The sequence below is a fragment of the uncultured Victivallis sp. genome, from assembly GCA_944389935.1.
In the GTDB taxonomy this organism is placed as follows: domain Bacteria; phylum Verrucomicrobiota; class Lentisphaeria; order Victivallales; family Victivallaceae; genus Victivallis.
The window spans coordinates 1-25,818 of record CALXOE010000003.1; the positions used below are offsets into that span (position 1 = coordinate 1).

Annotated in this window: 20 protein-coding genes and 1 tRNA gene; 7 read left to right on the forward strand and 14 right to left on the reverse strand. The window is 60.3% G+C overall.

Annotation, left to right across the window (positions count from 1 at the left end; translation table 11 throughout):
* Window positions 1-163: 163 nt before the first annotated feature.
* The 3 genes from Q0J85_RS01490 to Q0J85_RS01500 form a co-directional block, all read right to left on the reverse strand.
* Window positions 164-1,447: a tyrosine-type recombinase/integrase gene (locus tag Q0J85_RS01490; RefSeq protein WP_294477540.1), complete on the reverse strand. Its 1,284-nt coding sequence runs from the start codon at window positions 1,445-1,447 to the stop codon at window positions 164-166.
* 125 nt (window positions 1,448-1,572) lie between these two features.
* Window positions 1,573-1,649: transfer RNA gene (locus tag Q0J85_RS01495), tRNA-Arg, on the reverse strand.
* A gap of 648 nt (window positions 1,650-2,297) precedes the next feature.
* Complete coding sequence (locus Q0J85_RS01500; RefSeq protein WP_294477541.1) at window positions 2,298-2,600, reverse strand: hypothetical protein; 303 nt, start codon at window positions 2,598-2,600, stop codon at window positions 2,298-2,300.
* A gap of 126 nt (window positions 2,601-2,726) precedes the next feature.
* Between Q0J85_RS01500 and Q0J85_RS01505 the strand changes: the two genes are divergently transcribed.
* From Q0J85_RS01505 to Q0J85_RS01515, 3 genes are read left to right on the forward strand one after another with little or no spacing between them, the layout of a single operon-like run.
* Window positions 2,727-3,917: a pyridoxal phosphate-dependent aminotransferase gene (locus Q0J85_RS01505; RefSeq protein ID WP_294477544.1), complete on the forward strand. Its 1,191-nt coding sequence runs from the start codon at window positions 2,727-2,729 to the stop codon at window positions 3,915-3,917.
* 34 nt (window positions 3,918-3,951) lie between these two features.
* Complete coding sequence (locus tag Q0J85_RS01510) at window positions 3,952-5,481, forward strand: sigma 54-interacting transcriptional regulator (protein ID WP_294477546.1); 1,530 nt, start codon at window positions 3,952-3,954, stop codon at window positions 5,479-5,481.
* Window positions 5,482-5,520: 39 nt separating this feature from the next.
* Entirely contained in the window at window positions 5,521-7,185 is a 1,665-nt protein-coding gene (locus Q0J85_RS01515) for a hypothetical protein (RefSeq protein WP_294477549.1), read from the forward strand.
* 118 nt (window positions 7,186-7,303) lie between these two features.
* Here the strand turns inward: Q0J85_RS01515 and zwf are convergent, their stop codons facing one another.
* From zwf to Q0J85_RS01530, 3 genes are read right to left on the reverse strand one after another with little or no spacing between them, the layout of a single operon-like run.
* Window positions 7,304-8,788: a glucose-6-phosphate dehydrogenase gene (gene zwf / locus Q0J85_RS01520; RefSeq protein ID WP_294477566.1), complete on the reverse strand. Its 1,485-nt coding sequence runs from the start codon at window positions 8,786-8,788 to the stop codon at window positions 7,304-7,306.
* 29 nt (window positions 8,789-8,817) lie between these two features.
* Window positions 8,818-9,603: a hypothetical protein gene (locus tag Q0J85_RS01525; RefSeq protein WP_294477567.1), complete on the reverse strand. Its 786-nt coding sequence runs from the start codon at window positions 9,601-9,603 to the stop codon at window positions 8,818-8,820.
* Window positions 9,600-11,291, reverse strand: coding sequence for a glycoside hydrolase family 2 protein (locus Q0J85_RS01530; RefSeq protein ID WP_294477569.1), 1,692 nt, complete (start codon window positions 11,289-11,291; stop codon window positions 9,600-9,602). The genes Q0J85_RS01525 and Q0J85_RS01530 overlap by 4 nt, the downstream gene beginning before the upstream one ends.
* A gap of 167 nt (window positions 11,292-11,458) precedes the next feature.
* Here Q0J85_RS01530 and hrpB point away from each other — a divergent pair, with 167 nt between their 5' ends.
* Window positions 11,459-13,915: an ATP-dependent helicase HrpB gene (gene hrpB, locus Q0J85_RS01535; RefSeq protein WP_294477572.1), complete on the forward strand. Its 2,457-nt coding sequence runs from the start codon at window positions 11,459-11,461 to the stop codon at window positions 13,913-13,915.
* Between the two features lie 12 nt (window positions 13,916-13,927).
* Here the strand turns inward: hrpB and queC are convergent, their stop codons facing one another.
* On the reverse strand, window positions 13,928-14,608 hold the full coding sequence (queC, locus tag Q0J85_RS01540; protein WP_294477575.1) for a 7-cyano-7-deazaguanine synthase QueC: 681 nt from the start codon (window positions 14,606-14,608) through the stop codon (window positions 13,928-13,930).
* Between the two features lie 240 nt (window positions 14,609-14,848).
* Here queC and Q0J85_RS01545 point away from each other — a divergent pair, with 240 nt between their 5' ends.
* Window positions 14,849-16,504 carry a hypothetical protein gene (locus tag Q0J85_RS01545; RefSeq protein ID WP_294477577.1) on the forward strand — a complete coding sequence of 552 codons (1,656 nt, stop codon included), beginning with the start codon at window positions 14,849-14,851 and terminating at the stop codon, window positions 16,502-16,504.
* Window positions 16,505-16,526: 22 nt separating this feature from the next.
* Here the strand turns inward: Q0J85_RS01545 and Q0J85_RS01550 are convergent, their stop codons facing one another.
* The 5 genes from Q0J85_RS01550 to mnmE form a co-directional block, all read right to left on the reverse strand.
* A complete protein-coding gene (locus Q0J85_RS01550) occupies window positions 16,527-16,952 on the reverse strand; it encodes a rhodanese-like domain-containing protein (RefSeq protein WP_294477579.1) in 426 nt (141 codons plus the stop codon).
* Window positions 16,953-17,097: 145 nt separating this feature from the next.
* The gene (locus tag Q0J85_RS01555) at window positions 17,098-18,363 is read right to left on the reverse strand and encodes a YkgJ family cysteine cluster protein (RefSeq protein ID WP_294477582.1); all 1,266 of its coding nucleotides are present in this window, start codon (window positions 18,361-18,363) and stop codon (window positions 17,098-17,100) included.
* 9 nt (window positions 18,364-18,372) lie between these two features.
* Window positions 18,373-18,876 carry a YdbL family protein gene (locus tag Q0J85_RS01560; RefSeq protein ID WP_294477583.1) on the reverse strand — a complete coding sequence of 168 codons (504 nt, stop codon included), beginning with the start codon at window positions 18,874-18,876 and terminating at the stop codon, window positions 18,373-18,375.
* Window positions 18,873-21,398: a YdbH domain-containing protein gene (locus Q0J85_RS01565; RefSeq protein ID WP_294477584.1), complete on the reverse strand. Its 2,526-nt coding sequence runs from the start codon at window positions 21,396-21,398 to the stop codon at window positions 18,873-18,875. Before Q0J85_RS01565 ends, Q0J85_RS01560 begins: the two co-directional genes overlap by 4 nt.
* Window positions 21,398-22,726, reverse strand: a complete 1,329-nt coding sequence (gene mnmE / locus Q0J85_RS01570; RefSeq protein ID WP_294477587.1) for a tRNA uridine-5-carboxymethylaminomethyl(34) synthesis GTPase MnmE — start codon at window positions 22,724-22,726, stop codon at window positions 21,398-21,400. Before mnmE ends, Q0J85_RS01565 begins: the two co-directional genes overlap by 1 nt.
* 309 nt (window positions 22,727-23,035) lie before the next feature.
* Here mnmE and rplM point away from each other — a divergent pair, with 309 nt between their 5' ends.
* Both rplM and rpsI read left to right on the forward strand, forming a co-directional pair.
* Window positions 23,036-23,467: a 50S ribosomal protein L13 gene (gene rplM / locus Q0J85_RS01575; RefSeq protein WP_294477589.1), complete on the forward strand. Its 432-nt coding sequence runs from the start codon at window positions 23,036-23,038 to the stop codon at window positions 23,465-23,467.
* Between the two features lie 12 nt (window positions 23,468-23,479).
* Entirely contained in the window at window positions 23,480-23,878 is a 399-nt protein-coding gene (gene rpsI, locus Q0J85_RS01580) for a 30S ribosomal protein S9 (protein WP_294477592.1), read from the forward strand.
* Between the two features lie 136 nt (window positions 23,879-24,014).
* Here the strand turns inward: rpsI and Q0J85_RS01585 are convergent, their stop codons facing one another.
* Both Q0J85_RS01585 and Q0J85_RS01590 read right to left on the reverse strand, forming a co-directional pair.
* Window positions 24,015-25,316 (reverse strand): TRAP transporter large permease, encoded by a 1,302-nt coding sequence (locus tag Q0J85_RS01585; protein WP_294477594.1) that lies wholly within the window; start codon window positions 25,314-25,316, stop codon window positions 24,015-24,017.
* The gene (locus tag Q0J85_RS01590; protein WP_294477596.1) at window positions 25,309-25,818 is read right to left on the reverse strand and encodes a TRAP transporter small permease; all 510 of its coding nucleotides are present in this window, start codon (window positions 25,816-25,818) and stop codon (window positions 25,309-25,311) included. Before Q0J85_RS01590 ends, Q0J85_RS01585 begins: the two co-directional genes overlap by 8 nt.

Consider the following 25,818-nt stretch of genomic DNA (forward strand, 5'->3'; position numbering starts at 1 on the left):
TTTCAAATTTGAAACTGGGACTTTACGCTCAGAATCTCAAAATCATCGTTTCAAATTCTCCACTTGCAGACTCATTTTCAGGGTGAAACGTCTCAAAAAGAAAGCCCCCAGTTTCATTTTCTGGAGGCTTAGTCTCAAGCTATAAACTATTATAAATAAGTATTTATACTTTCAGAACGTGCCGGACACGGTTCAAAATTTCCTCGGCAGGGACATCGGGAGTATCGAGCAACTTCAATGCTTCTTCGATCCGCTGGCGATCGGATTTGGTCGTGATGGACGCGACAGCGGCAATCGCTTCCATTTGGGCCTCCTCTCCAATATGAATATAGTATTTATCAGCGATATCAGAATCGGTGCCGAGGATTGAAAGCAATACGGCTTTCGGGACACCAGCCTCAGCGCAATGGCTGGCAAAGCTGTGGCGCAGGGAATGAAAGCCGTAGACCGTAGCCTTCTTCTTGCGGCCCGGTACCTCCACAGATGGCTCCAACCCGATCCAGCGGATCACCCGGAGAATGTCCAAGCCGACTTTATTGCAGCCGACATCTTTGCCGCTGGCGTCTTTCTGCTTATAGCGAGCCGCACAGTTTGGACAGATATATTCATCTCGTTTCCATGCCAATGCTTCCTGAAGCACCGCTAATAGCTGATCGGCGATTGGAATCGTGACTTCTTTTCCAGTCTTGAATTGTTTGACCCAGATGCGCCGCCGTTCAAGATCAACCTTATGCCATTGCAGCAGAACGCAGTCTTTCAGCCGCTGGCCGGTAAACATCCCCAGATGATAGATGACCCGGATTTCCGGTTTGTTCTTCACCTTGTGGGTGAAATCGGCCAGTACGTCCAGCAATGCCTGTTCCTGCTCGCGAGTAAAGGCAAGACGGCGTGTATTGTGTTCCTGCTCTTCGCGGTCTTTACGCCAGAGTACAGGAGAATGAAAAGGATTACCATCGGGACAATACTCGGTAAGCGTAGAGAAGATTTTTCGCAGCCGTTTGATCTTACGGTTGTGCGTATCAACGGCCAGTTGACGTTCCCGGAGCTTTTGCGCATAGGCATCGGCGAGTTCCGGCGTCACTTCGTGAAGATATTGACAGCCTTTCGGAAGAGACTTCAGGAAATCTCTCCAGTCAGCTTCATAGGCGAGACGTTCGTTAACAGTTGCAGGAGTGGCACGATTCGGGTGTTTTGCGTAAACATTCCACGCTTCAGTAAGCAACAATACGTTTGCCGGCTTAATCAGATTGCGCGCGTGAGCGACATGTGCCGAAACGACCTCCATACTGGTCGCTTTCAAAACAGGAAGCAGTTCTTTAACTTTCCGCTTCGCTTCTTCCTGATTCTTGGTTTTCAGGCTGATCGACTTGCGTTCACCGTTGATCTGATAACGATAATGATATGTCCCGTTCGGTTTCTGGTAGATGGTGCCGACTTCCTGCTTCATGACTTTCCTCGCCATTGCCCTGTTTCCTCATAACTATCCTCGTGAGCTAAAATAACACTGATTTCGAGGATTGAAAGACGGGAACGGCACCGAATGGCACTTTTTTGAGGAATCTGAGGGTAAAATGGTACACCCATAGGGATTTGAACCCCAAACCTTCTGGTCCGTAGCCAGACGCTCTATCCAATTGAGCTATGGGTGCACGTCTTCGACATCATCGTCGTTATGGTGTAATAATATATACCCGCCCCGACGAATTTCAAGCGAATTCTCTCTATTTTCCGCTCAAAATTCTCTGTTTTTCAAAAAATACACGTTTTTTTGCCATATTGCCGGATTGTAATCTTTCAGCAATACTCCGGTAATTTGCTGCGTGTATTTTATACGCCATAACAAAACGGGAGAGCCGGAATCTCACCGAATCCCGTCTGATCATAAGGTTGTTTGAAAAATGAAGAAGAAGACGAATCACTCTGATACCATCATGTCAATGCTTCTGGCCGCGGCATCCGTTACGAGCGGATACTCGGTCGAGCCGGTGGCCGTTGTCCGCAAGGAAAAGTAAGCCATCTTGAATTTGACTGATCCGTTTTCCAACTCTCTCTTCCCCGCGCCCGGTCGCCATTGTCCCCCAATGACGACACCCCCCCCATGGGCAGTGCGGTGGTTCGGAACGGATGCCCGAGTTCCTCTCCTCCCCCGGGAGAGCTGCGCATCCGATCCGGCCGAAAGAGCAGATGAGGAGAACGGATGAAGCCCGAAGAGCGTCCGGAGCTCGCAAGAGCTCCGGGAATCGGATCTGGAGAACCGGGATGCGCTTTGCCCGGTTCTCTTTTTTTTGTCCGCAAAATCAGAGGCGTTCGTCCTCTTCGTCAAACAGAAACTCCTGCTCCGGTTCCGGCGATTCGATTCGCTCCCGCCAACGGGCCGGACGACGGTTCTTGAGCCAGAACAGCAAGGCGCGCACGTCGGGCAGCACCTCTTTCGAGACGACCCGCCGTTTTCCGGTCGAGAGCAGTTCCCCGCTCTCCCGGTCGAAGATCTCTTCGGTTTGAATTTCTTTGTGAGTGAACCCGAGTGCCCGCTTCAGCAGTGCTTTTTCCACCGCGTCGACCGGGCGTTCATCCGGGTTCGAGAATTTCCTTTCTGTCATGTTTGCCTCCTGCCGGGTTGTTGTGAACTCCCATATTTGTAACAAATTTGTCAACCTTTCCTTGCAGGATGAGGGTCTCTGTGGTAAATTATGAATAAACATGACAGAATAAGGAGCAGATGAATCATGCAGCTGATTTCAGACGAAATCAAAGGATACCTCTCCAACGCTTCCTGGATCCGGAAGATGTTCGAGGCGGGAATCGAACTCAAAAAACAGTACGGCGAGAAGAATGTCTATGACTTCAGTCTCGGCAATCCGGATCTGCCGCCGCCGCCGGAGGTGAAAGCGGCACTCGGCAAGATCACCCGGCGGGCCAACAAGCCGTTTTCGATCGGCTACATGCCGAACGCCGGTTATCCGGAATTGCGCGAAAAACTCGCGGCCCACCTCTCGCGGGAACAGAACGTCGAACTGCCGGGCTCGAACATCGTCATGACCTGCGGCGCCGCAGGCGGAATCAACGTGTTTTTCCGGGCGGTGCTCACGCAGGGGGACGAAGTGCTCTGTCCGGCACCGTATTTCGTCGAATATGGATTTTACGCGGCGAATTCCGGCGGGAAGCTCGTTCCGGTGCCGTCGAAAGATTTCACGTTTGAACTCGATCTGGACCGGATCGAGAAGTCGTTCACGCCGAATACGCGGGCGATCATCATCAACACTCCGAACAATCCGACCGGCCAGATCTACAGCCGTGAAGAGCTCACCCGCCTGGCCGAAATCATCGCCGCGGCCGAGAAGAAGTTCGGGCACGTGATCTACGTCGTTTCGGATGAGCCGTACCGTTTCCTGAACTTCGACGGGGTCGAACTGCCGGGGGCGCTTGAGATTTTCCCGCACGGGGTGGTGATCGGATCGTATTCCAAGAATCTCTCTCTGGCGGGAGAGCGCCTCGGTTATATCGCCGTTTCGCCGCAGATCGAGAATGTCGGCGAGCTGATGGCCGGACTGATTTTGTGCAACCGCATTCTCGGATTCGTGAATGCTCCGGCGATTGCGCAGCAGATTTTGATGGAGTGCATGGACGCCCAGGTTGATCTGGAGATCTACCGCGAACGGCGTGCGGCGATGGCGGATGTGCTCACCGATGCGGGGATCGAATTTACGATGCCTCGCGGTGCGTTCTACTTCTTCCCGAAGTCGCCGGTTGCGGACGAAGCGGCTTTTATTCAGGCGCTGGTCGAGGAGCGGGTTCTGGCGGTGCCGGGGCGCGGTTTCGGCTGCCCCGGGTATGCGAGGTTCGCGTTCTGCGTCGACACGAAAGTGATCGAGGGCGCACGGCAGAGCATCAAGAACGCTGTGAAGAAACTCAAGTGAACGGCCGCGGGAAACCTGCCGCGGAGGTCGCGGCATGAATCGCAGCAGAAATCTGGAAATTGCGGTTCTGAACCAGATCAGTCAGGCAGTGCTGCGCGAGAAAGATGTCTCGGCACTGCTGCGCTGGGTGCTGGAAATCCTCTACCGGGAAATGGGACTTCTGCGCGGGACGGTCACGCTGCGGCGCGGGGAGCTGCTTTTCATCGAGGCGTCGCACGGGCTCTCCGAGGCAGAGAAGAAACGGGGGCGTTACCGGCTCGGGGAGGGGATCACCGGGCAGGTGGCGCTCACGGGCAAGCCGCGGATCATCCCTGACGTTTCGCAGGAGCCGGAGTTTCTCGACCGGACCGGAGCGCGCGGTCGTGATTCGCACGTCGCTTTCATCTGCGTGCCGATCATCCATCTCGGCGAGGTCATCGGTACGATGAGCATCGACCGCGAGATGGTGGCGGACGCGGATCTTGAGCGGGACTTCAATCTGCTTGAGATCGTCGCGAACCTGACCGCCGAAGCGATTTCGCTGGGACTTGCCGAACATGAGGAGCGTTCACGGCTGATTGAGGAGAACACCCGCCTCCGCGAACAGCTCGACCGGATTTCCGGCCCGTCGGAGATCATCGGCAACTGCCAGGCGATGCGGAAAGTGTATACGATGATCCGGCAGGTCGCCGCCAGCAGTGCGACGGTGCTCATCAGGGGAGCTTCCGGAACCGGCAAGGAGTTGCTCGCGAGGGCGTTGCAGCGTTCCAGCGACCGGAGCGACAAACCGTTTGTGGTGGTCAATTCGGCGGCTCTTCCGGAGAATCTCATCGAGAGTGAACTCTTCGGTCATGAAAAAGGGGCGTTTACCGGCGCCGTGAATCGCCGGATCGGGCGCGTGGAGGCGGCCGACAAGGGGACGCTCTTCCTCGACGAAATCGGGGACATCGGGCCTCAGGTGCAGGTCAAGCTGCTGCGGTTTCTGCAGGAGCGGACGTTTCAGCGGGTGGGTGGCAACGAGGAGCTGCACTCCGATGTGCGGATCATCGCCGCGACGAGTCGGAATCTCGAAAAACTCATGGCTGAGGGGCAGTTCCGGGAGGATCTCTACTATCGGCTCAACGTTTTTCCGATTGTTCTGCCGGATCTGGCGGAGCGCAGATCGGACATTCCGCTGCTGGCGGAACATTTCCGGGAGAAGTTCAGCCGTCTCCACCATCGGCGCGTGCGGCGGATTTCGGCGCCGGCGATGAATCTCATGGTCGATTATTCGTGGCCCGGGAACATCCGCGAACTTGAGAACTGCATGGAGCGGGCGGTGCTCACGGCGACGGATGATACGATCCACACCTACTGTCTGCCGACGGCTCTGCAGCGCATTGAACCGGCCGGGCCGACGACTCCGATCGCAGGGGATTTTCAAACCCGCGTCGAGGCGTTTGAGCGTGAGATGATCGACGAGGCGCTCAAGGCGCATCGCGGCAACGTGGCGGCGGCGGCGCGCGCGTTGAATCTCACGGTCAGAATCATTCATTACAAGATCCGGAAACTCGGAATCGACCCCGCCTCCTATCGGCAGGCGTGACGGAGTCCGTTCCAATTCAACAGAAAGGCGCGTTGCACCATGATTCTCCGCGAAATGTTGGCTGCTCAGGAAAAAAATTTCAATCCCCGGAAAAACCGGCTTGAGGAGTTTGCGCACTCCCCGGGATATCACACCCGGATTCCGGACGGGACGCGGATCTCCTCAACCATGACCAACATTCTTTACGCGCTGGCGCTTCTGGAGCTCGGCGGGGAACGGGAGTGCGAACGCGCCGCCGCCGTGACGCGCGAAGTGCTCAAACTTCAGGTGACGGATCCTTACGATCCGGCTTTCGGAATCTGGCCCTGGTTCTGCGAGGAGCCGGTTCCGGAGATGGCGCCGCCGGACTGGAACTGGGCGGATTTCATCGGCGCGGGGCTCTGCCACATGCTCCGGGAGCACCGGGAGAGACTTGACCGGGAACTTGTTGACGAGTTGAAGCAGGCGCTGGAGCGGGCGGCCTGGTCGATTTTCCGCCGAAACGTCCGGCCCGACTACACGAATATCGCGATCATGGGGGCGGCGGTGACGGGTTGTGCCGGGGAGATCCTGAACAATCCGCTTCTCTCGGAATATGCGGCGAGCCGGCTTGCGACATTCCTGCGGTACACGGCCGATCAGGGGGGACTCAACGAATACAACAGTCCTACCTACACGTTCGTCGCATTGCGCGAGACGGAGCGGATTCTGCAGCTCGTGCATTCCAACGCGAAACTTCTCGATTCGGCGCGGAAGCTCCACGCTTTCATCTGGGGGGAGATCGCGAAGCGTTTCCATCCGGCGACCTGTCAGCTCGGCGGGGCGCAGTCGCGCGCTTATGCGGAGTATCTCCCGGAGGGGATCGTCGATCTGCTGCGCAATGCGACCGAGCTGCCGTTGCACCGGGCGGTTCCCGAGGCGAAAGAGACGGGGCTGCTCGCGTTCTCTTACGATCCGATCCATCATCTGCCCTGTCCGGAGGAACTGCGCGGTCGTTTTGCCGGACTTTCTCAGCCGGAGGAGGAGATCCGGCAGCGCTATGTGAAGCGGCCGAAGCCGGAGATGTCTTTTGAGGGGACGACTTATATCACGCCGGAACTGATTTTCGGTTCGATCAATCGCGAGTGTTTCTGGACGCAGCGCCGCCCGCTGCTCGGCTACTGGCAGTCGGGGGAGGGGGAGCGTCCCGCGATGTTCCGCATGCGTTTCTTCAAGGACGGGAAGGATTTCTCTTCTGCCGGTGTCCGGATGGCGCAATCGAAGAACCGGGTGGTGTTTGCGCTCGCGATGTTGACCGATCGCGGCGACTGGCATATCGGTCTTGACCGTCCGGCCGACAATAAATTCACCTTTTCCTCTCTCGCATTGCGGTTTGAGCTGGCGGCCGATGATGCGGAGCTGGCGGACAGCCGCACGATGGTTTCCGGCGGGCATAAGGTTGTCGTCCACGGTTTGCCCGGCACGTTCGACTCCCGGCCGATCCAGTGGCGGAGCGGACGGGAGTCCGATCGCGTCTGGGTGGAAGCCTCGCTCTATGACGGCCCGGAGACCCATGTTGTTTTCGACGAGACATTGCGCACCATTGTTGGCGGCGGAGTTGAAATTCTCCCGGCGGGAGCCGTTCCGTCAGCCGAACCGCAGCTCGTGGAAGAGGGCGATTCCTATCAGGTCCGCTGGGGAGAACTTGCCGTGTGCAACTGCGTGCATGCTCTTCCTTACGAATGAGATGCGGGGATAAGTCTGTGGATTCACATCAGGAGAACGCGGGGAGAGGGGGGACTCCCTCTCCCCGCTCTCGCTTTGCCCGGGAGACGGTTGGGCGCGCTCCCTCCCGGAAAATCCCCTACAGCGCCCGCCATTCGCGGTCGTCGGCGAAGAGGAGACGGGCGGCGGATTCGGGGCCGTCGGAACCCGCGGCATAGGTTTCAAGGGGAAGGCTGTCCCAGTTTTCGAGAAGCGGGGTGAAGAGCCTCCAGCTTTCGGCGATGCTGTCGCTGCGGATGAAGAGGGTCTGATCCCCGAGCATGGCGTCGAGGAGAAGCCGTTCGTAGGCGTCGAAACTCTCCCCGCCGGGGAGGTCGCTGTACCGGAAGCTCATGGTGACTCCGCCCATACAGAGTTTGGGGCCGGGCTGTTTGGCCTGGATGGTCAGCTCCATCCCCTCGTTCGGCTGGACTTTGAGGACGAGAGTGTCCGGCTGCATGTCGCGGGCGCGGATGGGGGCGAAGATCGAATGCGGAATCGACTTGAATACGATGGCGATCTCGCTTTTGCGTGCGGCGAGTTTCTTCCCCGACCGGAGATAGAACGGGACGCCTGCCCAGCGCCAGTTGGCGATTTCGAGTTTTGCCGCGACGAACGTTTCCGTCCGGGAGTCGGGGGCGACGCCGGGTTCGGAACGATACCCCTCATATTGACCGCGGACGACGGTTTCATTCAGATGCTTCAGATCGAATGGCCGGATCGACTTGATGAGTTTGACCTTTTCGCTGCGCACGTCGTCGGGGGAGAAGCTTGCGGGCATCTCCATGGCGGCGAGAGAGAGCATTTCGAGCATGTGATTCTGGAACATGTCGCGCAGCAGTCCGGCCTGTTCATAATATCCCGCGCGGTTTTCGACGCCGAGGGTTTCGGCGGCGGTGAGCTGAACATGGTCGATGTAACGACTGTTCCAGACCGGCTCGAACACGAGGTTGGCAAACCGCAGCATCAGGATATTTTGAACGGTATCCTTGCCGAGATAGTGATCGATGCGGTAGATCTGATCTTCCCTCATGTGGGAGTGAAGATCCCGGTCGAGTTCCTCAGCGGAGGCGAAGTCGCGCCCGAACGGTTTTTCGAGGACCACATGCCGCCACGGGGCGTCGGGTTCGGGAGATTCTTCAAGCATGCCGCTCTCGCTGAGTTTGTCGATGATCGCCGGGTAGAGCGAGGCGGGCATGGCCAGATAGAAAGTCCGGTTCGAGGGGAGATCGTTCGCCGCTTCGAGCGTATTGAGCACGCCGTCGAGTTTCCGGTAGAAGCCCGGATCGGAGTAGTCGCCCGCGACATAGCGGATTTTTGCGAGAAACGCGACCCGCTGCTCCTCACTTCCCTCCGGGAGAAACGGCCGCAGATGGTCGCGGAACGCATCGTCGCTGTACGCCGTGCGCGCGCAGCCGATGATTCTGGACTCCTCATGCAGAAGATTCCTGCGGAAGAGGTGGTAGAGAGCGGGGAAGAGTTTCCGTTTCGCGAGGTCGCCGGAGGCGCCGAAGATCACGAGAGAGCCGGGCGCGGGATGGATTTCCACACAGAAGTTGCCGCGATAATAATTGATGTCAGACATGATGTTTCTCCTCTTCCGGAGTATGGTTCCTATGGTTCGACAGGCAGGAGTTCCGCCTGGAGGACGAAGTCCCGGAAATCCGCCTTGTCCATTTCTTCCAGAAAACGTCTGGTTTCGGCCGAGGGTTCGGCAGAGGTGAATACCGCCCGCTTGACTGCGAGCGGATAGGTGGTTTCCGCGACGCTTTTCATATTCGGTTCAACGCCGTCGACAGCCAGAAGTTTGACCTGGGCCGGGGCGCTCGGCGCATAGACGCCGAAGCCGATCGCGTCCGGATCGGCTCCGGTCATGGCGAGCACTTCGGCGGTCGAGCCGAATTTCCGCACGGAGTCGGCAAGCGCCGATCCCCGGAACAAAAAACGTTCCATGTACGCCGCGCCGGGTTTGCCGGCTTTGACGCCATAGCGTTGAATCCGGGTCGAGAGGAAGCTGTAATCCTGCCAGTTCGGCTGTTTCTGCGTGAATATGTCGCGCAGCTGGGAACTTTTCGCCCCCGTGAGCGTGTTGGCGACATTCACGTAGAACACGAGCGAGTCGACGGCATAGACGCGCCATTTGCCCGCAAATTTTTCCGGGCGGGCCGGCAGTTCCGCGACGACGAGATCGAATTTCCCTCCGGACAGTCCGGAAAAGGCGTCGTCGGCGGTTTCCCGGCTGTACTGGATTTGCTGCCGCCCGGCGAACGCCTCGCGCAGCGCAAGCTGGCGGACGGGGGCATCTCCTCCCGGCACCGCGTCGGCAATGCGCAGTTCTGCCCCGCACAGCAGCAGTGCGGAAACGAGAAACAGAAAGACGATCGGCAGAAATTTCTTCATGATTCGAGGTTCTTGAAGTGATGTTTCACAACGTCGTAAGCGAGTTTCGGACGGCGGTATTCGTCGAGCGTTCCCTTGTTGTTGAATGCGCGGGGACGGCCGAGCACGTTGGATGCGGCGTAGGTTCTGCCGTCGGAGAACTGCCACAGCGCGAGGCCGTTCAGACGGCTGCTGCTTTGGAAGTAACGACAGACCGCGTCGAGATAGTCGGCCTGATACTCTTCGCTCCAGATGCCGCGGATACGGTCGCGCCAGCCGTAGATGGCGCCCGCGCCGATCTCGCTCAGAATGACCGGTTTGTCGCGGAGCAGCTCTGTGTCGAGCCGGGCGAGAACGTCGTCCAGTGCGGCCGGAATGCGGTCCAGCGGCCGCGGGTCGGAGGTGTTGCCGTGCTCGTACCAGCCCGGATAGAGGTTGAAACTGATGACGTCGAACGCATCGAGCGCGATCGACTCCCGGATGTGCATCGAGGCGTTGGTGACGGGACGGCTCCGGTCGATGGAGCGAACCGCCGCGGCGAGTTCGCGCAGCAGAGAGGCGCCGACCTCCTTGTCGTCGCCCGATTCGTTCATGAATCCCCAGAGAATGACCGAGGGGTGGTTGATGCTGGTTTCGACCATATTGATCGTCTGTTCAACCTGGAGACGGCGGAATTTCGGATCGGACTGGACATCCACATTGTCTCCCCAGCCGAGCGACTCCTCCCAGACCAGGAAGCCGAGCTGGTCGCAGAGGTCGAGAAAACGCTGGCTCTGCGGGTAGTGGCAGCCGCGGATGAAGTTGCATCCGAGATCGCGCAGAATCTGGAGATCCTCGAGCCAGAGTTCATCGTTCATGGCCGGCCCGAACTGCGGGTGCGCGTCGTGGCGGTTGTAGCCCTTGAGCCGGATCGGTTTGCCGTTGAGCAGAATCTGCCCCCTGCTGCATGCGACGGTGCGGATTCCGAACCGTTCGACAATGGTGTCGTTTCCGGCCCGCAGCGTGACGGTGTGGAGGTTCGGGGAATCCGGACTCCAGAGCGTCGGAGAGTCGAGCTGCGCCTCGAACGTGAATTTTTCGCCGTCGAACTGTGCTTCGACCGGTTCGGGCGCCGTCCCGTCGAATCCGGCCGAAAGCGGAGCGGCACCTCCCGCAAGCCGTCCCGAGACGATGACCCGGCCGGAGAGATCAGGGGTCTCGACCTGGACGCGGTGGAAATGAACCCCGTCCGGAAGTGTCTCAAGTTCGACCGAACGGTAGATGCCGCCGTAACCGTAGAAATCGTAGAACGGATGAAAGAGCGGCGTGTCGGCCGGGTCGAATCGGTTGTCGATGAGGAAGATGAGTTCATGCGTGCCGCCCGATCCCGCATTGAATTCACAGCATTGCTGCGAATAGGGCAGTTCATTCAGGGCGATCTCCACCCCGTCCCAGAGAATGCGCCCGCGCAACCCGAGGGCGCCGAGCCGGAGGCGCAGTTTCGTGTTTGCGGGGACAGCGACGGTGCGGCGGTAGGCGCCGACGCCGCGTACTCCTGCGTATTTCGGCGCCGCGTCGAAACAGCCCGGCACAGCCATGAGTTCGTTGAAACGGATCCCGTCTGTCCGGATCTCCTCGAGTTTCGGCGCGTCGGCTCCGAGAAATGCGAATTCCCAGATGCCGTCGAGCGAATGGACACTCCGGCTCGGATAAAACGGATAAGCGTACATGATTTCAGATTCCCTTGTGATGGGGGGTTGTCGATTTCAAATGAACACACTCCTTACAATACCACACGGTCAGGGGGAATACAAGCGGACGGAGTTGATTTTCCCTGTGCCGGATTCTGTTCAGAGGGGTTGGAAATGGCGGCCGCGTCTGCTATATTAATAGGAACATGAAAAAGGAGAGTTACATCGATCTGCCGGTGCGTGCCGTTCTGCCGGAACTCGCCGATGCTCTGCGGAAACACTCCGGCGCGGTGCTGGCGGCCGCTCCGGGCGCCGGGAAAACCACGCTCGTGCCGCCCGCGCTGCTCGAGGCGTTTGACGGCGGGATTCTGCTGCTCGAACCGCGCCGGGTCGCGGCGCGTGCCGCCGCCCGGCGGATCGCGGCACTGCTCGGGGAGCCGGTCGGGAAACGGGTCGGGTACGTTGTGCGCGGTGAGAGCCGGGTCGGCGCGGAGACCCGGATCACGGTCATGACCGGTGGAGTGCTGCTGCGCCGGTTGCGGCGCGAACCGGAGCTTGCGGGGGTTTCGCTGGTCATCTTCGATGAGTTTCACGAGCGGAGTCTCGAGGCGGATCTCGGACTCGCGTTCGCGCTCGACGTGCAGGAGAATCTGCGGCCGGAACTCAAGTTGCTGGTCATGTCCGCCACATTGGAGACGGAACGGGTCGCCGCTCTGCTCGGCGGCGTGCCGGTCGTCGAGGCGCCGGGACGGCAGTTCCCGGTCGAGATCCGCTACGGGGAGGGGGGACTTGACCGCTTTCATCCGGAGCCGGAGGCCGTGCGTGCCGTGATCCGGCTTTATCGTGAAATCGAGGGAGATCTGCTCGTCTTTCTGCCGGGAATGCGCGAGATCGATGTTTGTGCGCAGATGCTGAAAGATTCGCTCCCGCAGGAGGCTTTGCTGTTGAAGCTGCACGGTTCATTGAGCGCGTCCGAGCAGGATCTTGCGCTGGCGCCGGCTCCGCCGGGACGCCGGAAAGTCGTTCTTGCGACGAATGTGGCCGAGAGCAGCATCACGATCGACGGCGTGACGGGAGTGATCGACTCGGGGCTGGAGCGGCATCTGCGCTTCGATCCGGCGGCGGGATTTTCGTTTCTCGAGGTGATGCCGATCTCGAAAGCGTCGGCGGCGCAGCGCAGCGGCCGCGCGGGACGGACGCGACCCGGCGTGGCCGTGCGGCTCTGGAACATGGTCGAAGAGCGGGCCCGCAGCGAGCGGACGCTTCCGGAGATTCTCGAGGCGGATCTGACCCCGTTTGCTCTTGAAGTCGCCGCGTGGGGGACGGGTGCGGAGTCTCTCCGCTGGCTTGACCCGCCTCCGGTTGCGGCGCTTTCTGCCGCCCGGAACGTCCTCGCCGAACTCGGTGCCGTCGCGCCGGAAGATGGACGGATCACGAAACGCGGCCGGATGCTCGCGGAGCTGCCGGTCCATCCGCGCCTCGCGGCGATGCTGCTTGCGGCTCGCGAACGGGGAATCGCACCGCTCGGCTGTGAGATCGCCGCAATCCTCGAGGAACGCGACGCATTCCGCGGTTTCGACGGTGCGGATCTGCGCGACCGGATCCGCAGGATGCGCTCAAATCCGAGAGCATTCCGGCAGCAGCATGTGATCCGGCGTCAGCTTCTGGAGCTTCTGCGCGAAAAGGAGCGGATTTGCGACCTGGAGGAGACGGGACTTCTGCTGGCATTTGCGTTTCCGGAGTGGATCGGCCGGGCGCGCAGCCGCCACGGACGCAGTTATCTGTTGAGCGGCGGCTCCGGGGCGGTGCTGGCGGAGGGAGATGACCTCTGCGGAAATGAGTTTCTCGCCGTTGCGCGGCTCTCGGGGGGCGGGCGCGAACCGGCGATCCGACTCGCGGCTCCGGTCGATTCCGAGGCGCTGTTCGACGCTTTCGGCGACCGCATGAGCGAGATCGACACGGTCGAATTCGATCCGGAGCGTGAGCGTGCGTTCGCGCGGCGCGAAAGCCGGTTCGGCGCGATCGTGCTCTCTTCAACGCCGCTTGAGAATCCGCCGCCCGGCGCTCTCGCAGAAGCTCTTCTCGCGGCGGCGCAGTCGCGCCAGCTCCAACTGCCGCCGCCCGAGGCGAAGAGTGCAACCGCCCTTTTCAACCGGGTTGGATTCGCACACCGGCAGGAGCCGGAACGTTATCCGGACTGGAGTGCGGAGTTCGCCGAAAAGGCCGCTCCGTTTCTGGGGAGCGTCCGCTCCTTTGACGATCTGCGGAAGCTCGACTGGAACGAAGTTCTGCGTAACATGCTCGGTTTTGCTCTGCTGCGCGAGCTCGACGCCTCCTATCCCGAGGCGTTCACGACTCCGGCCGGAGCACGTCACCGCATCGATTACGGCAACGAACAGCCGACGCTCTCGGCGAAAGTGCAGGAATTTTACGGCGTGACGGTCCATCCCGCGGTCGGTCGGCAACGGATTCCGCTGCGGGTCGAACTGCTCTCGCCCGCATTGCGTCCGGTTCAGGTCACGACCGACCTGCCGGGCTTCTGGCGCGGCAGCTGGGAGCTCGTGCGAAAAGAGATGAAGTCGCGTTATCCGAAACACATCTGGCCCGAAGATCCCGCCGCGGCCGCGCCGACTCTGCGTTCAGTAAAGCCGAAGAACGGGTGACGGTTTCCCCTGTCACCGTTTCGTGTAGCGGGTCGGGTCGGGCACCCCGGCCTCGCGGAATCCGGCGATACGCAGAGCGCACGATGCGCATTTCCCGCAGCTGCGTCCCTCGGAATCGGGGTTGTAGCAGCTGGTTGTGAGGCTGTAATCGACGCCGAGCCGGACGCCGGCGCGGATGATTTCCGCCTTGCTCATGTTTTGCAGCGGCGCGTTGATCTGATAACTCCATCCCTCATCGACGGCGCGGGTGCCGAGCCGGGCGGTCTCGCGGAACGACTCGATGAATGCGGGGCGGCAGTCCGGGTAGCCGGAGTAGTCCACGCTGTTCACGCCGATGAAGATGTCGCGTGCGCCGAGGACTTCGGCATAGGCCGTCGCGAACGAGAGGAAAATCAGATTCCGCGCCGGGACGTAGGTGATCGGAATGCCTTTCGACTCCTCCGCGTCCGGGACTGCGAGCGCATCGTCGGTCAACGCCGAACCGCCCCAGAGTCGCAGGTCGATCTTCACGGTTTTATGGCATTCCGCTCCGAGCTGGCGGGCGACCCGGTCAGCCGCCTCAAGTTCGCATAAATGGCGTTGACCATAGTCGAAAGAGAGCGCATGACACGCAAACCCCGCGGCTTTCGCCATCGCCAGAACCGTGGCGGAATCGAGTCCGCCGCTCAACAGCACCACTGCTTTTTTCATCATACAGCCCTTTCCATACAGTATTTCTCTTTAATATACACTCGCAGAATGGTTCTGTAAAGCGGGGCGACGGACTCCATGCAGCAGAGTTTCCTCGACGCTGCTCGGGAAACGGCATCGACCGATCTCCATGCCTGATACTGACCGGGCGGAGTGAGCGGAAATTCCAGCCCGGACGATTGACAAACCGGCGATGGAATGGTACATTAGTTTCGAGTAATGTTGCAAGATGAAAGATTGCCGATGGGCGTTTATCAGGAAAAATTCATTCCGCGCTGGGCCGGGATTCTCATACTGGCGCTGGCGTTTCTGGTTTTGTTCGAGCCGTGGTTTCTCGGGGTGCGCGAGCTGTTCCGACAGGAGGGGTTCTATGCGGTGCTGGCCGCGGAGTTCGCCCCGGACTCCCCGGTCGTGACGGCGCACGGAGTTGTGATCCGCAATGCGTATCCGCTCTATCCGGCGCTGACGGCGCTGTTGAACCGGGGGCTCGGGCTGGAGATGGAGCTGGCGTTGCGGCTGCTTTCCGTGGCGATGGTGGCGGCCTCGGCCATGCTCGTCTATATCGCCGCGGCCAGTGAACGCTCCTCCCGGGCGGGGCTGGCGGCGGCGGCGATGTATCTCGGTACGAACCTGATGCTGGAAAAGGCCGTTGACGGCGATCCGGCGACCATGAATGCGTTTCTGCTGCTCGCCGCACAGCTGGTTTTCTTCCAGTTCGGTGTGCGGCGGACGAACTGGAGCATGGGGTGGATCTGGTCGCTGACGCTGCTTTCGCTCGGATTTCTGGCCGGGGGATTCAAGGTGGTGCTGCTCTTTGTATTCCCGATGTTCTTCTTCCGGCGTCCGCTGTCGGTCAAGTCGAAGTTCCGCAAAGCGGGATTCCCGGTGGGAATTGCGATTCTGGCCGTGACGGTTCTGCTCTGGGCGCTCCCGCACTGGATGATGGCGCGCACGGTGCCGCTGGATACGTTCTGGTTCGGCTGGATCTCTCTGCCGGATTATCTGCTGAAACTGCTCTATTTCCCGTTCGAGTTCGCGCTGCGGCTGCTGCCGTGGACGCTGGTGGCGTGGATTCCTTTCTGCGTGGCGCTGCAGGCTCTGGATGAGACGCCGATCCTGAGCCGCTATCTGCGGACGCTGGCGATTTCGACGCTCGCACTGCTCTGGCTGCTGCCGGACAACGATCCGCGCGATCTGATTTTCCTGCTCGGGCCGCTGTCGATTCTGGTCGGGATCAACTACGAGCTGGGGATGCGCCGGTACGGCCACCGGCTGCGCCGGATTCTGGTCCTTTGTGAATATTTTCTGATTGCAGCGGCCGTCGCGGTCGGCGCGGGATGTTTTGTCCCGGAAGAGTTTCTGAGCAATTTCATGAGTCTCTCGCTCTCTTCGGCTTTCAGCGACTCTTTCCATTACCGGCTTTCGGCATTCTTCGCCGCGGCGCTGCTGCTGCTGCTGGCGATCTACGTGCATTTCGGGCGGAAAAGCCGTGCCGTGTGGCTCATGCTGCTGTGCACGTCAATGGGGATGGGGATCTTTTTCTGGGCAGTGCTTCAGCCCTATCGGGCGCAGGAACACGAAAAGCGCGACTTCGGCATGGAGATCGCCGGGAAACTGCGCGGAGAACCGGCCGGGACGTTGTACAAGAGCAACATTCTCGATCTTTACGGGGAGCTCTACTACGCCGGGGTGAAAGTGCGCAAACTCCAGGAGCCTTACCGGATTCCGGCAGAGGAGAAGACGGTATATTTGCTTGGAACTGAATTCCCGCAGATGCCGGATCGGGTCTGGGTCAATCTGTTCCCCGCGGATTACACCTACCGGAAGCACCGGCTCGGTCTCTGGAAAGGCGAATTGCGGCCGCCGGAAACCGGGGAGTTTCTGGAAGAGATTCCATAGATCCTCCGCCGGAATCCTGCCGTCATTGAACGATATCGAGCTGGAGTTTTTCCGCAGCTTCAGCGATGCCGCCGAGATTTTCCACTGCGGTATAACCCGCCGCCTCCATCGCCGCTTTGGCGGCCTCGGCGCGCCGGCCGCTGCGGCAGTAGAGCAGAATCCGGGCGGAATGGTCCGGCGCGCAGGACTCTATTTCAGCCGGAATGCGGTCATGCGGGATCAGAATCGCCCCGGGCAGATGGCCGGCGGCGTACTCTTCCGGGGTGCGGGTGTCGATGAGGATCATCTTATTTTCCTTTCTCTGCAGATGTTCCACCCGGTTTCCCGCAATGTCCGCACAGGATGCGGCGGTCAGCGGGAGCACAAGTGCGAGCGCGAGACGCGCCAGTGCGGTCCGGGAACGGACGTGCACCTGTTCCGGGTGAGTGTTTTTCGGTCGGATTACCATTTTTCCCTCCGTGAGTCGGGGTAAACAGTTTTGGGGGAAAGATACACCTCCAGCCCTGCCGCGTCAAGCGGGGACGACGATTTTTTTGTGGAAATCAGGCTGAATGTGTGCATTTCATGCGCCGGGAAAAAGGACGCCGGAATTCTCACATTCCGGCGGGGAGGGCGGGCAGCGTGCCGAGCAGGGCCGCATACCGTTTCGGTTCGGCGAGACGGCGGAGCCAGCGCTTCGCAGCGCGCAGCCGGAAGAACGGAGATCTCCCGAACGAGAAGTCCGCAAGCCGTACGCTCCGGAGCATCTCATCGCGGTCGATCGTTTCTTTCTCCGCGGCGAGAGCAGTGACGGCGGCAAGCTGCATCACGACCGGAACGGACAGGAGCAAATGCCGCACTCCATACTCGTATGTGTAATTGTGGCAGCGGGTTCCGCAGAAATGCATCGAATCGAGCTTCCCGTAAAACCATTCAAAGAAGAGCTCCATCGCATCGTTCGAGCACCGGAGCGATGCGGCCGCCGCCGGAATCGCCCGCATGGTGTATTGCGGTGCGGCTGGATTCAATTCAGAGATCGGGCTTTTGCCGGAATAGACCCGGAGGTGGGTGACCATGCTCCGGAGTCTGCGGCCGATCGAGCGGTCGAGCAGATTGTCGTCGCGCAGATAGCCGCAGATGAGGCTGCGCAGCTCGGCCCGGATCAGAGCGTCCATACGCCCGCTCCGGAGTTCGGCGTCAAGTTCGGGCGCCGCTTTGCGGACAAATGCTGTGAGGTCGTCCGCGAAACTGTCGTCTGCGGAGCGGATCGATTCCGGCTCGTGCATGTGAAATTCCAGTATGCGTGCCGCCGCGTAGCAGCGCAGCGGAAAGGGATATGCCGCGTCATGCAGCAATGTGCGGAATCCGCAGTGAATCTTCCGGACGGTTTCGAGCGGAGCCGGGATCGTCTCCGAATAGATGCAGTCATTGGCGCCGCGGCGGAATCCGAGCTGCCGCGCAAGAATGCCGAGTTCCCCGAGCAGATCCCCGGAGCGTTTCCCGTCGGGACGTCCGACTCCGGGGCAGATGAAACGCAGTTCGGCCGAGATGCGGCCGTCCCGCCAGTGCTCGATGTGGAACGGAAAGATCCGGCAGACGAGCGGCTTGGCCGCATATCCCCGGAGTTTATGGATCTTGCAGAGCTTTCCGTCGGCGAAGACGCAGTGGTGATCCGCTCCCTTGTTGAGGATGAGCTCTTTCCGCTCCGGAATCGGAGTGAAACACTCCTCCGCCGGGGGCGTTCCGGGGATGTGCAGTGCTTCGAGCGACTGCGCCTCTTCGGGCGTCACGGCGATTTCAAACCGGTCGCAGCAGCCGCTGTCACAGCAGAGACAGCGACTGCGCTGTTCCGGATAGAGGTCGCACTCGAACCGGTTCATCGGCGGCGGTTATTTCTCCGTCCAGTTGCCGGCGGCATCCTGAACGAATGTCCCCTGCGCGGCGCGTCCGGCCATGTAGCTGGCCCAGCGCTGTGCGACCGCTTCGGGGGTGATATTCTGTTTTGCGGCGATCGCCTGGAACACCTGCTGACGGTCGGCGTTTTCGGCGTCGACCACTTTCTGTACGGAAGTGCTCAGCACGCCGTCGGCAGTGCGAGCCTCGAGCAGACCGCGGTTGTTTTCGCCGATAAGCTGGGCGACTTTCCATGCCTTGATCTGGTCGCGGCGGGAACGGCGGCGCTCCCGGACGTCCGAACTGTTCGGGTCGGCCTTGATGTTCTTCGCGTCGCTTGAGAGCGCCTGATTGAGCTCCTGATCGACTTTCAGATTCACATCGATCGTGACCTGGATCGGCTTGATCGTCACTTCGTTTTCAGTTTTGATGGTCGGCGTGCAGCCGGCCAGAATCGCCGCGGCGAGGGCGGCACCTGCCGGAATCAGGGTCGTTTTCATTTTGCATTCTCCTTCTTTTGGACGTTGTTTTCGTTGAATTGCTTGAATTTCTCCGAGATGCGCAGCAGCCGGTTCAGCGGCAGGCGCGTATTGATGTTGAGCTGAATCCCCTCGAAGAGCGCCTTGCCGGCCGGGTCGCGTTTCAACTGGCCGGAAGCCTCGTCGTAGGCGAACGGCAGCGCCTGGTTCGGTTTCCCGTCGAACTGGAGAGAGAGCACGAGATACTCTTTTTCGGTCGTGAAGTTCAGTTTCGCCCAGCTGTAGGTGAAATCTTTCAGCGCCTCGAGCGCGAAGTCGAGTTGAGATTGCTGCAGGGCTGCGCCGGCCATGCCTCCGGCGATCTGTTCCGGATCGGAGAGTTTGATCGTATTGTTCGCGCCCGGGCGCGTGTAAAGATAACTCGTATCGATCGAGAACCCCCGCCGTGAACTGATCCGCACCGGGATCTTTCCGAACAATACGCCGTCGCCGCTGGCCTTGCTTAGTTCGAGCTGAGTCACAAGTTCGGCCAGAGAGAGATTTTCACAGTAAATCTCCGTGTTGAGCGCGAAGTTCGAGAAGTCCGACGGATTCAAACGCAGTGCATGCGCCATCACCGTGCCGCCGCACCAGTTGACCGAGACGCGCTCGATGGTGGCCTGGTTCTGCGAAGTGAGGTCGAACAAAACGAGCAGATCCGAGAATTCGAGATTCCCGCTGCGGATCTTCTCAACCCGGAGCGTCTGTCCGGCGGGGGTGTTGAAGCTCAGCAGATCGTTGAATCGCAGGTCGAGCCGGATTCCCTCGGCCTTGAACGGCAGTTCCGGCCAGTCGAAGAGGCCGTCTTCAAGCATTATCTGCACTCCGGTGGTCAGCTTCCCGTTTTCAAACCGGGCGGCGCCGCCGAGCGACAGGACGCCCGTGAACGTCGCATCTCCGAACTCCGGCCGGATTTTCGACAGTGCAATCGGCTGTTTCGGCGACCAGGGCGGAACGTTGACTTCAAAGAGCATATCCGGCATCTCGCCCGGACGCGGCGTGACGTTGCCGCGGAAGTCGATCCGGGCGCCCGGGATGAGTTTGTTTTCAAAATCGCCCGAGAGGAAAATCCCGCGCTTTCTGCCGTAGAACGTGCTGCGGAACACGCCGAGTTCGCGGTCGCCCAGCCGGATCGAATCCGCGGTCAGGGTCGCCGGAAGTTTCTCCGTCGCCGGCAACGGGATAACGAGGTTGATCGCATCGGCATTCAGCTTCAGCGTCGGATTTGTGACGCTCATCCCGCTGCCGGAAAGCAGATAGTGCCCGTCGTGCTCCTCAAGCCGGAGCTGCGGCGCCTGAAGCGTATAGCCGTGTGCGTCGAACTGGACCGGTCCGGTCGTGACGTCCGCCCCGGCGATCCGGAATCCTGCGTCCGGAGTGTTCGTGCAGGTGAGGTTCCATCGAACCGGCTCGGTCGTTTTCGCCTGAACCGCACCGCTGTCGAACGTGATTGCGTTCGGCTCCATATTTCCGTCGAGAATCGCGACAAGCTCCTGCTCGGCGGTCCGGTAACGCACGCTCCAGTTCTGGTGGAGTTGGACGGGGGTTGAGAAATCCACCGGAATTCCGCTCTTCGGTCCGAGACCGAGTGCAACATGGAGGGCTCCGAGTGCATTCACATCTCCGCCGGCGAAGCTGACGGCGGCGTTGAAGTCGGCCTTCGCATCTCCGCCGATGCCGCCGCCGGTCAGGTCGGAAAAGGCCTCAATCCGGAACTCCGCGTCGCCGTTGATTTTCGCTGTGGTTGCGACGGTATCGCAGGCGACGTTGAAGTGGATTTTCTGGCCGCGCGGGGTGAGCGTGACCTCGGCGCGGATGAGTTTCCACTCATGATTCTCCGAGGTTACGACCGCTTCGACCGGGATAACCATTGTGCGCCCCTCGTAATTCACATGGAGTCGCAGATCGCGCAGCGTGATTTTTTCGAGTACGACCGCCGCGGTTTCCGGCGTCTGCGGCGGTTCAGGAGATTCGGGGGAGGGGGCGCTCTTCGCCGTGAGTTCCGAAATGCGCGCAAGTACGCGCTCGAGATTGAAGCCGGAAATGGTGAATTTCCCCTCTTTTACCGCGAAACGGATGTCGCCTCCCGAGAGCGTGAGATTGGTGATCTCCAGCGCGCGCGGAGTGCGGAACGGCAGGTGCGGCGTGTAGTCCGCACGGATCGAATCAAATGAGAGCCGCCGTCCGTCCTCTCCGGTCAGGACGAATGTTTCGAGGTCGAGTCCGGTCAGTCCGATGCGGCGGATTTTGAGTTCCATGTCGTCGAGTCCGAGCTGTTCGCGGCAGGGGGGCAGCAGACGGGTTTCGATATATTCCGGCAGATACCAGTTCCAGTAGATCACGCCGCCGATAAAGACGACGACCGCGAGCACGACGAGGGTGAAGAGACTCCAGACCAGACCTTTCAGGAGTCGGCGCAGAACTCTGCGCGGTTTTTTTCCGGTTTTTTCCGCTTTCGATTCCGGGGCGGTTTCCGGTTTCCGTTCTTTGTTCGTATCGTTCATTATTTCCCTATGCAGAATCGGCTGAAAATGTGGTCGAGAATGTCGGGCTCCACGGTTTTGCCCGTGATTTCCCCGACGCGGTTCATGGCGGTGCGGATTCCGGCGGCGGCGAGTTCAAACTCCCCGTCTTGAAACTGTGCGGCAGCTTCGGGCAGCAGATGGAGCGCCTCTTCGAGCAGCCGTGCTGCGCGGGCGTTGACCGCAACTTCCGGCGGTGCCGGGCGCGGAGACCCGGCCGCTGCCGCGGCAAATGCGTCGAGCAGTTCGTTGATTCCCTCTTCTTTCAGGACCGAGATTCGCACGACGGGCCCGGAAATTTCGGGGAGTTTCCGATCGGCAGCGAGATCGATTTTGTTCCAGACCGCGATCCGGTGAGCGGGGTGCGCCTGTTCCATCCCGGCGACCTCGGCTTCAAGATCGGGCGCGGAGGCGTCGAGCAGCCAGAACGTCACGCCCGCCGTCGCGATCGATTTGCGGCTGCGTTCGACGCCCATGCGTTCGATCGGGTCGCTGCTCTCGCGCAATCCGGCCGTGTCGGTGATCCGGACGGGGAGATTCCGCAGGACGGTCTGCGCTTCGACCGTGTCGCGAGTGGTGCCCGGGATCGGGGTCACGATCGCGCGATCGTATCCGAGCAGCAGATTCATGAGGCTCGACTTGCCCGCGTTTGGATGCCCGGCGAGGACGAGTTCGACGCCGTCGCGCAGAGCGCCGCCGATGCCGCGCGTCCCGTAAAGTTCGCGGAGGCGGTTCGTGATGTCATCGAGTTTGGCGGCGACTTCCGGGTCCCACGCGAGTTCCTCCTCGGGAAAGTCGAGGCGCGATTCGCACTCGGCGCGCAGTTCGTTGAGTTCGTCGTAAATGCGTTCAAGTTTGCGTGAGAGCGCGCCGTCGAGCTGCCGGGCGGCGACTTTGAGAGCGAGATCGCTTCCGGCGGAAATCACGTCATTGACGGCTTCGGCCTGCGCAAGGTCGAGTTTCCCGTTTACGAAAGCGCGAAATGTGAACTCTCCGGGCTCGGCGAGACGGCAGCCCGCGTCGAACGCGAGACGCAGCGCCTGATCCGCGGCGGACTGTCCGCCGTGACAGTGGAGTTCAACGACGTCGTCCCCGGTGTAACTCGCCGGCCCGGGCATGTAGACCGCGAGGGCGGAATCGACGCCGACACGGCCGAGCAGCATTTTGCGCCGGTGTTCCGGCGACAACGGCGTTCTGCCGTGCCAGACTTTCAGCCCGATTGCGAGCGCGTCCGGGCCGGATATACGGATAATCGAAACCGCTCCGCCGATTCCGGTCGCCGGCGCGGCGATGTTGTCGAAAGTATTCATGAGGAAACAATATAGCATAATATGTGCATAAAATCAACAGCGCGCTCCGGCTGAGTGCCCGCGTGCCGGTGAAATCTCGAAAAAAATGACAAAAATCTGACAAACCCGGCTGAAACGACTGGAAATCTGTGGAATGTGTGCTACTTTATTTGAACCTGCTATCCCGGACCGGGCGAAAACCCGATCATCTGAAACCCGGAACGGCGATTCTGCGGGAGAGATCGGTCTGCGGCCGGCGGAAAAGTGCGAAGTTCCGGCGGCGACGCGGCAAAGGTACGAAAACCGAATCAATCTGGACAAATTGAAGTTATGAAAACTTATCTGGCGAAAACCGGTGAGATCAAGCGGGAGTACATCCTGTTTGATGCGTCGGAAGCTCCGGTCGGCCGTCTCGCCGTCCGCATCGCGAATGCGCTGCGCGGCAAGGACAAGCCGACGTATACCCCTCACATCGATACGGGTGCGTTTGTGATCGTGATCAACGCCGCGAAGTCGGTCTTCACCGGCCGCAAGGGCGAAAAGAAAGTGTATGTGGACTACACCGGCTACCGCAGCGGTTACAAGGAGCGCACCGCCAAGGAGTTGCGCGAGCGCTGCCCCGAGCGTTTCATCAAGGACGCGGTCTGGGGAATGATGCCGCACGGCCGTCTCGGTCGCGCGCAGTTCAGCAAACTGAAAGTCTACGCCGGCGCGGAGCATCCGCATACTGCGCAGCAGCCGAAGAAAATCACCGTGAAGTAATGGAGCAGCGCTATGGCTATTAAGAGTGAAGAGATTCTTGCTACCGGTCGTCGCAAATGCGCGGTCGCGCGCGTCCGGCTCCAGCCGGGCACCGGTAAGATCGAAGTCAACGGCAAGGCGATGACGGAGTATTTTCCGAGCGAAGCGCTTTGCGGTTATGTCAATCAGGTTCTGAAGCTCACCGAGACCGAGGGCAAGGTCGACATCCGGGCGAACATCGACGGCGGCGGCATGAGCGGCCAGGCCGGCGCTCTGCGTCACGGTGTGGCCCGCGCGCTCCTCAAGATGAATGAGGAGATCAAACCGGTGCTCAAGGCTGCCGGAATGCTGACCCGCGATGCCCGCGTCAAGGAACGCAAAAAGGCCGGTCAGCCGGGAGCCCGTCGCCGGTTCCAGTTCTCGAAGCGCTGACGCTTCCGAACGGATCAGACGATTCAAAAGCCGCACTTCTCTCAGGGGAGGTGCGGTTTTTTCGTTGTCAGGGGAGAGAAAATGCCTCGATTCCGTTGTGCGCGGAACGAGGCATTTGCTCGTTATGAATCCATGATTATTTCAGTAGTCCGGCGGCGTCCGGCAGCCATTCCGAGAGTGCGGGAATGAACGTGATGAGCAGCACCGCCGCGATCATCGCGAGGAAGAACGGAATCATCGGTTTCGTCACGTTCGCGATCGAAGTCTTGCCGATGCCGCAGCCGAGGAAGAGACACGAGCCCACCGGCGGCGTACACAATCCGATGCAGAGGTTCGCGATCATCATAATGCCGAACTGGATGTCGCTCATGCCGAGTTCGCGCGCGACCGGCAGGAAGATCGGCGTGAAGATCAGCACAGCGGGGGTCATGTCCATGAACGTTCCGACCGCGAGCAGCAGCAGATTGATGATGAGCAGCAATACGATCCGGTTGTCGGAGATCGAGATGAGCGCGGAACTGATCGTCTGCGGGATGTTCGCGATCGTCATGATCCAGCTCATCGCCGAGCTGACCGCGATGAGCAGCATGACCACGGCGGTCGTGATTCCGGTCTGGCGGAGGATTTCCGGCAGATCGCGCAGCTTCACCTCGCGGTAGACCGCCACGGCGAGAATCAGCGAGTAGGCGACTGCCACGGCCGCCGCCTCGGTCGCAGTGAAAACCCCTCCGAGGATGCCGCCGATGATGATGACCATGAGAAACAGACTCAGGAACGCACGGCGGAAACTCGTCCAGATCTGACGGAGGGTCGATTTTGCTCCGCCCCTGTCCCCCTTGCGGACTGCGTGGATCAAACAGACCGCCATGATGCAGAGCCCCATGACGATGCCGGGTATCACGCCCGCGATGAAAATCGCCGCGATCGAGACTGAGCCGCAGGCGACCGCATAGACGATCATGATGTTCGAGGGCGGGATGATGAGCCCGGTCGTCGCGGCGGTGGTGGTGACCGCCACGCTGAAGTCGCGGTCGTAACCGTTGCGGGTCATCTCCGGCAGCATGAAGCCGCCGACGCTCGAAACCGCCGCCGTGGCCGATCCGGAGATCGAACCGAACAACATGCAGGTCAGCGTGTTGACGTACGAGAGTCCGCCGGGAAACCTCCCGACGAGCGCGTTCGCGAAGTCGATGAGTCTCCGCGCCATGCCGCCGCGCCCCATGAGGATTCCGGAGAGGACGAAGAACGGGATCGCGAGCAGTGAGAACGAATTAACGCCGTTCATCATGCGGTCGGCGACGATCATTTCGCTCGAGGCCATGCCCCCGTTCGCGTAGACCGCGACGAGCGAGGCGGTCCCGATCGCCACACCGACCGGGACGTTCGAGAGCAGCAGAGCGAGAAAGACGAGTACGAGGACGACGGCGACTTCAGTCATGGCGCACCTCCCCGGCATTGTTTTCCGGCTGCGGTGCGAGGTCGCTGCGCAGCTGACACACTTCAAAGAGCAGGATGAAGAGGCCGCTCACCGGCAGCGGCAGGTACTGGATCACATCCGATACCTGCAAGGCGGGCAGTACGTTCCAGTGGTGAATCGCCTGCACGACTAGCTTGATCCCGCCGATTTCAAAGACGATGAAGACGAAGAGCAGCGTCACGATGTGGATGAAGAGCGCGGTTTTGCGCTGCATTCCCGGCGTGAAGCGGGAGGTGACGAGATCGATCCCGAGGTGGGCGCGCGCCTCGAATGCGGCTGCGATGCCGAGAAAACTGACCCAGATCAGCGTCACGGTCGCGAGTTCCTCGGTCCACTTGATCTGCGCGCCCCAGAGATAGCGGGACCCGACGCCGAGCAGCACGTCGACAACGAGGAGCGCGACGGCGGCGATGAGAAAGAAGTTCAGAATGCGCAGGGCATATCGTTTGAGAGTTTCGAGCAT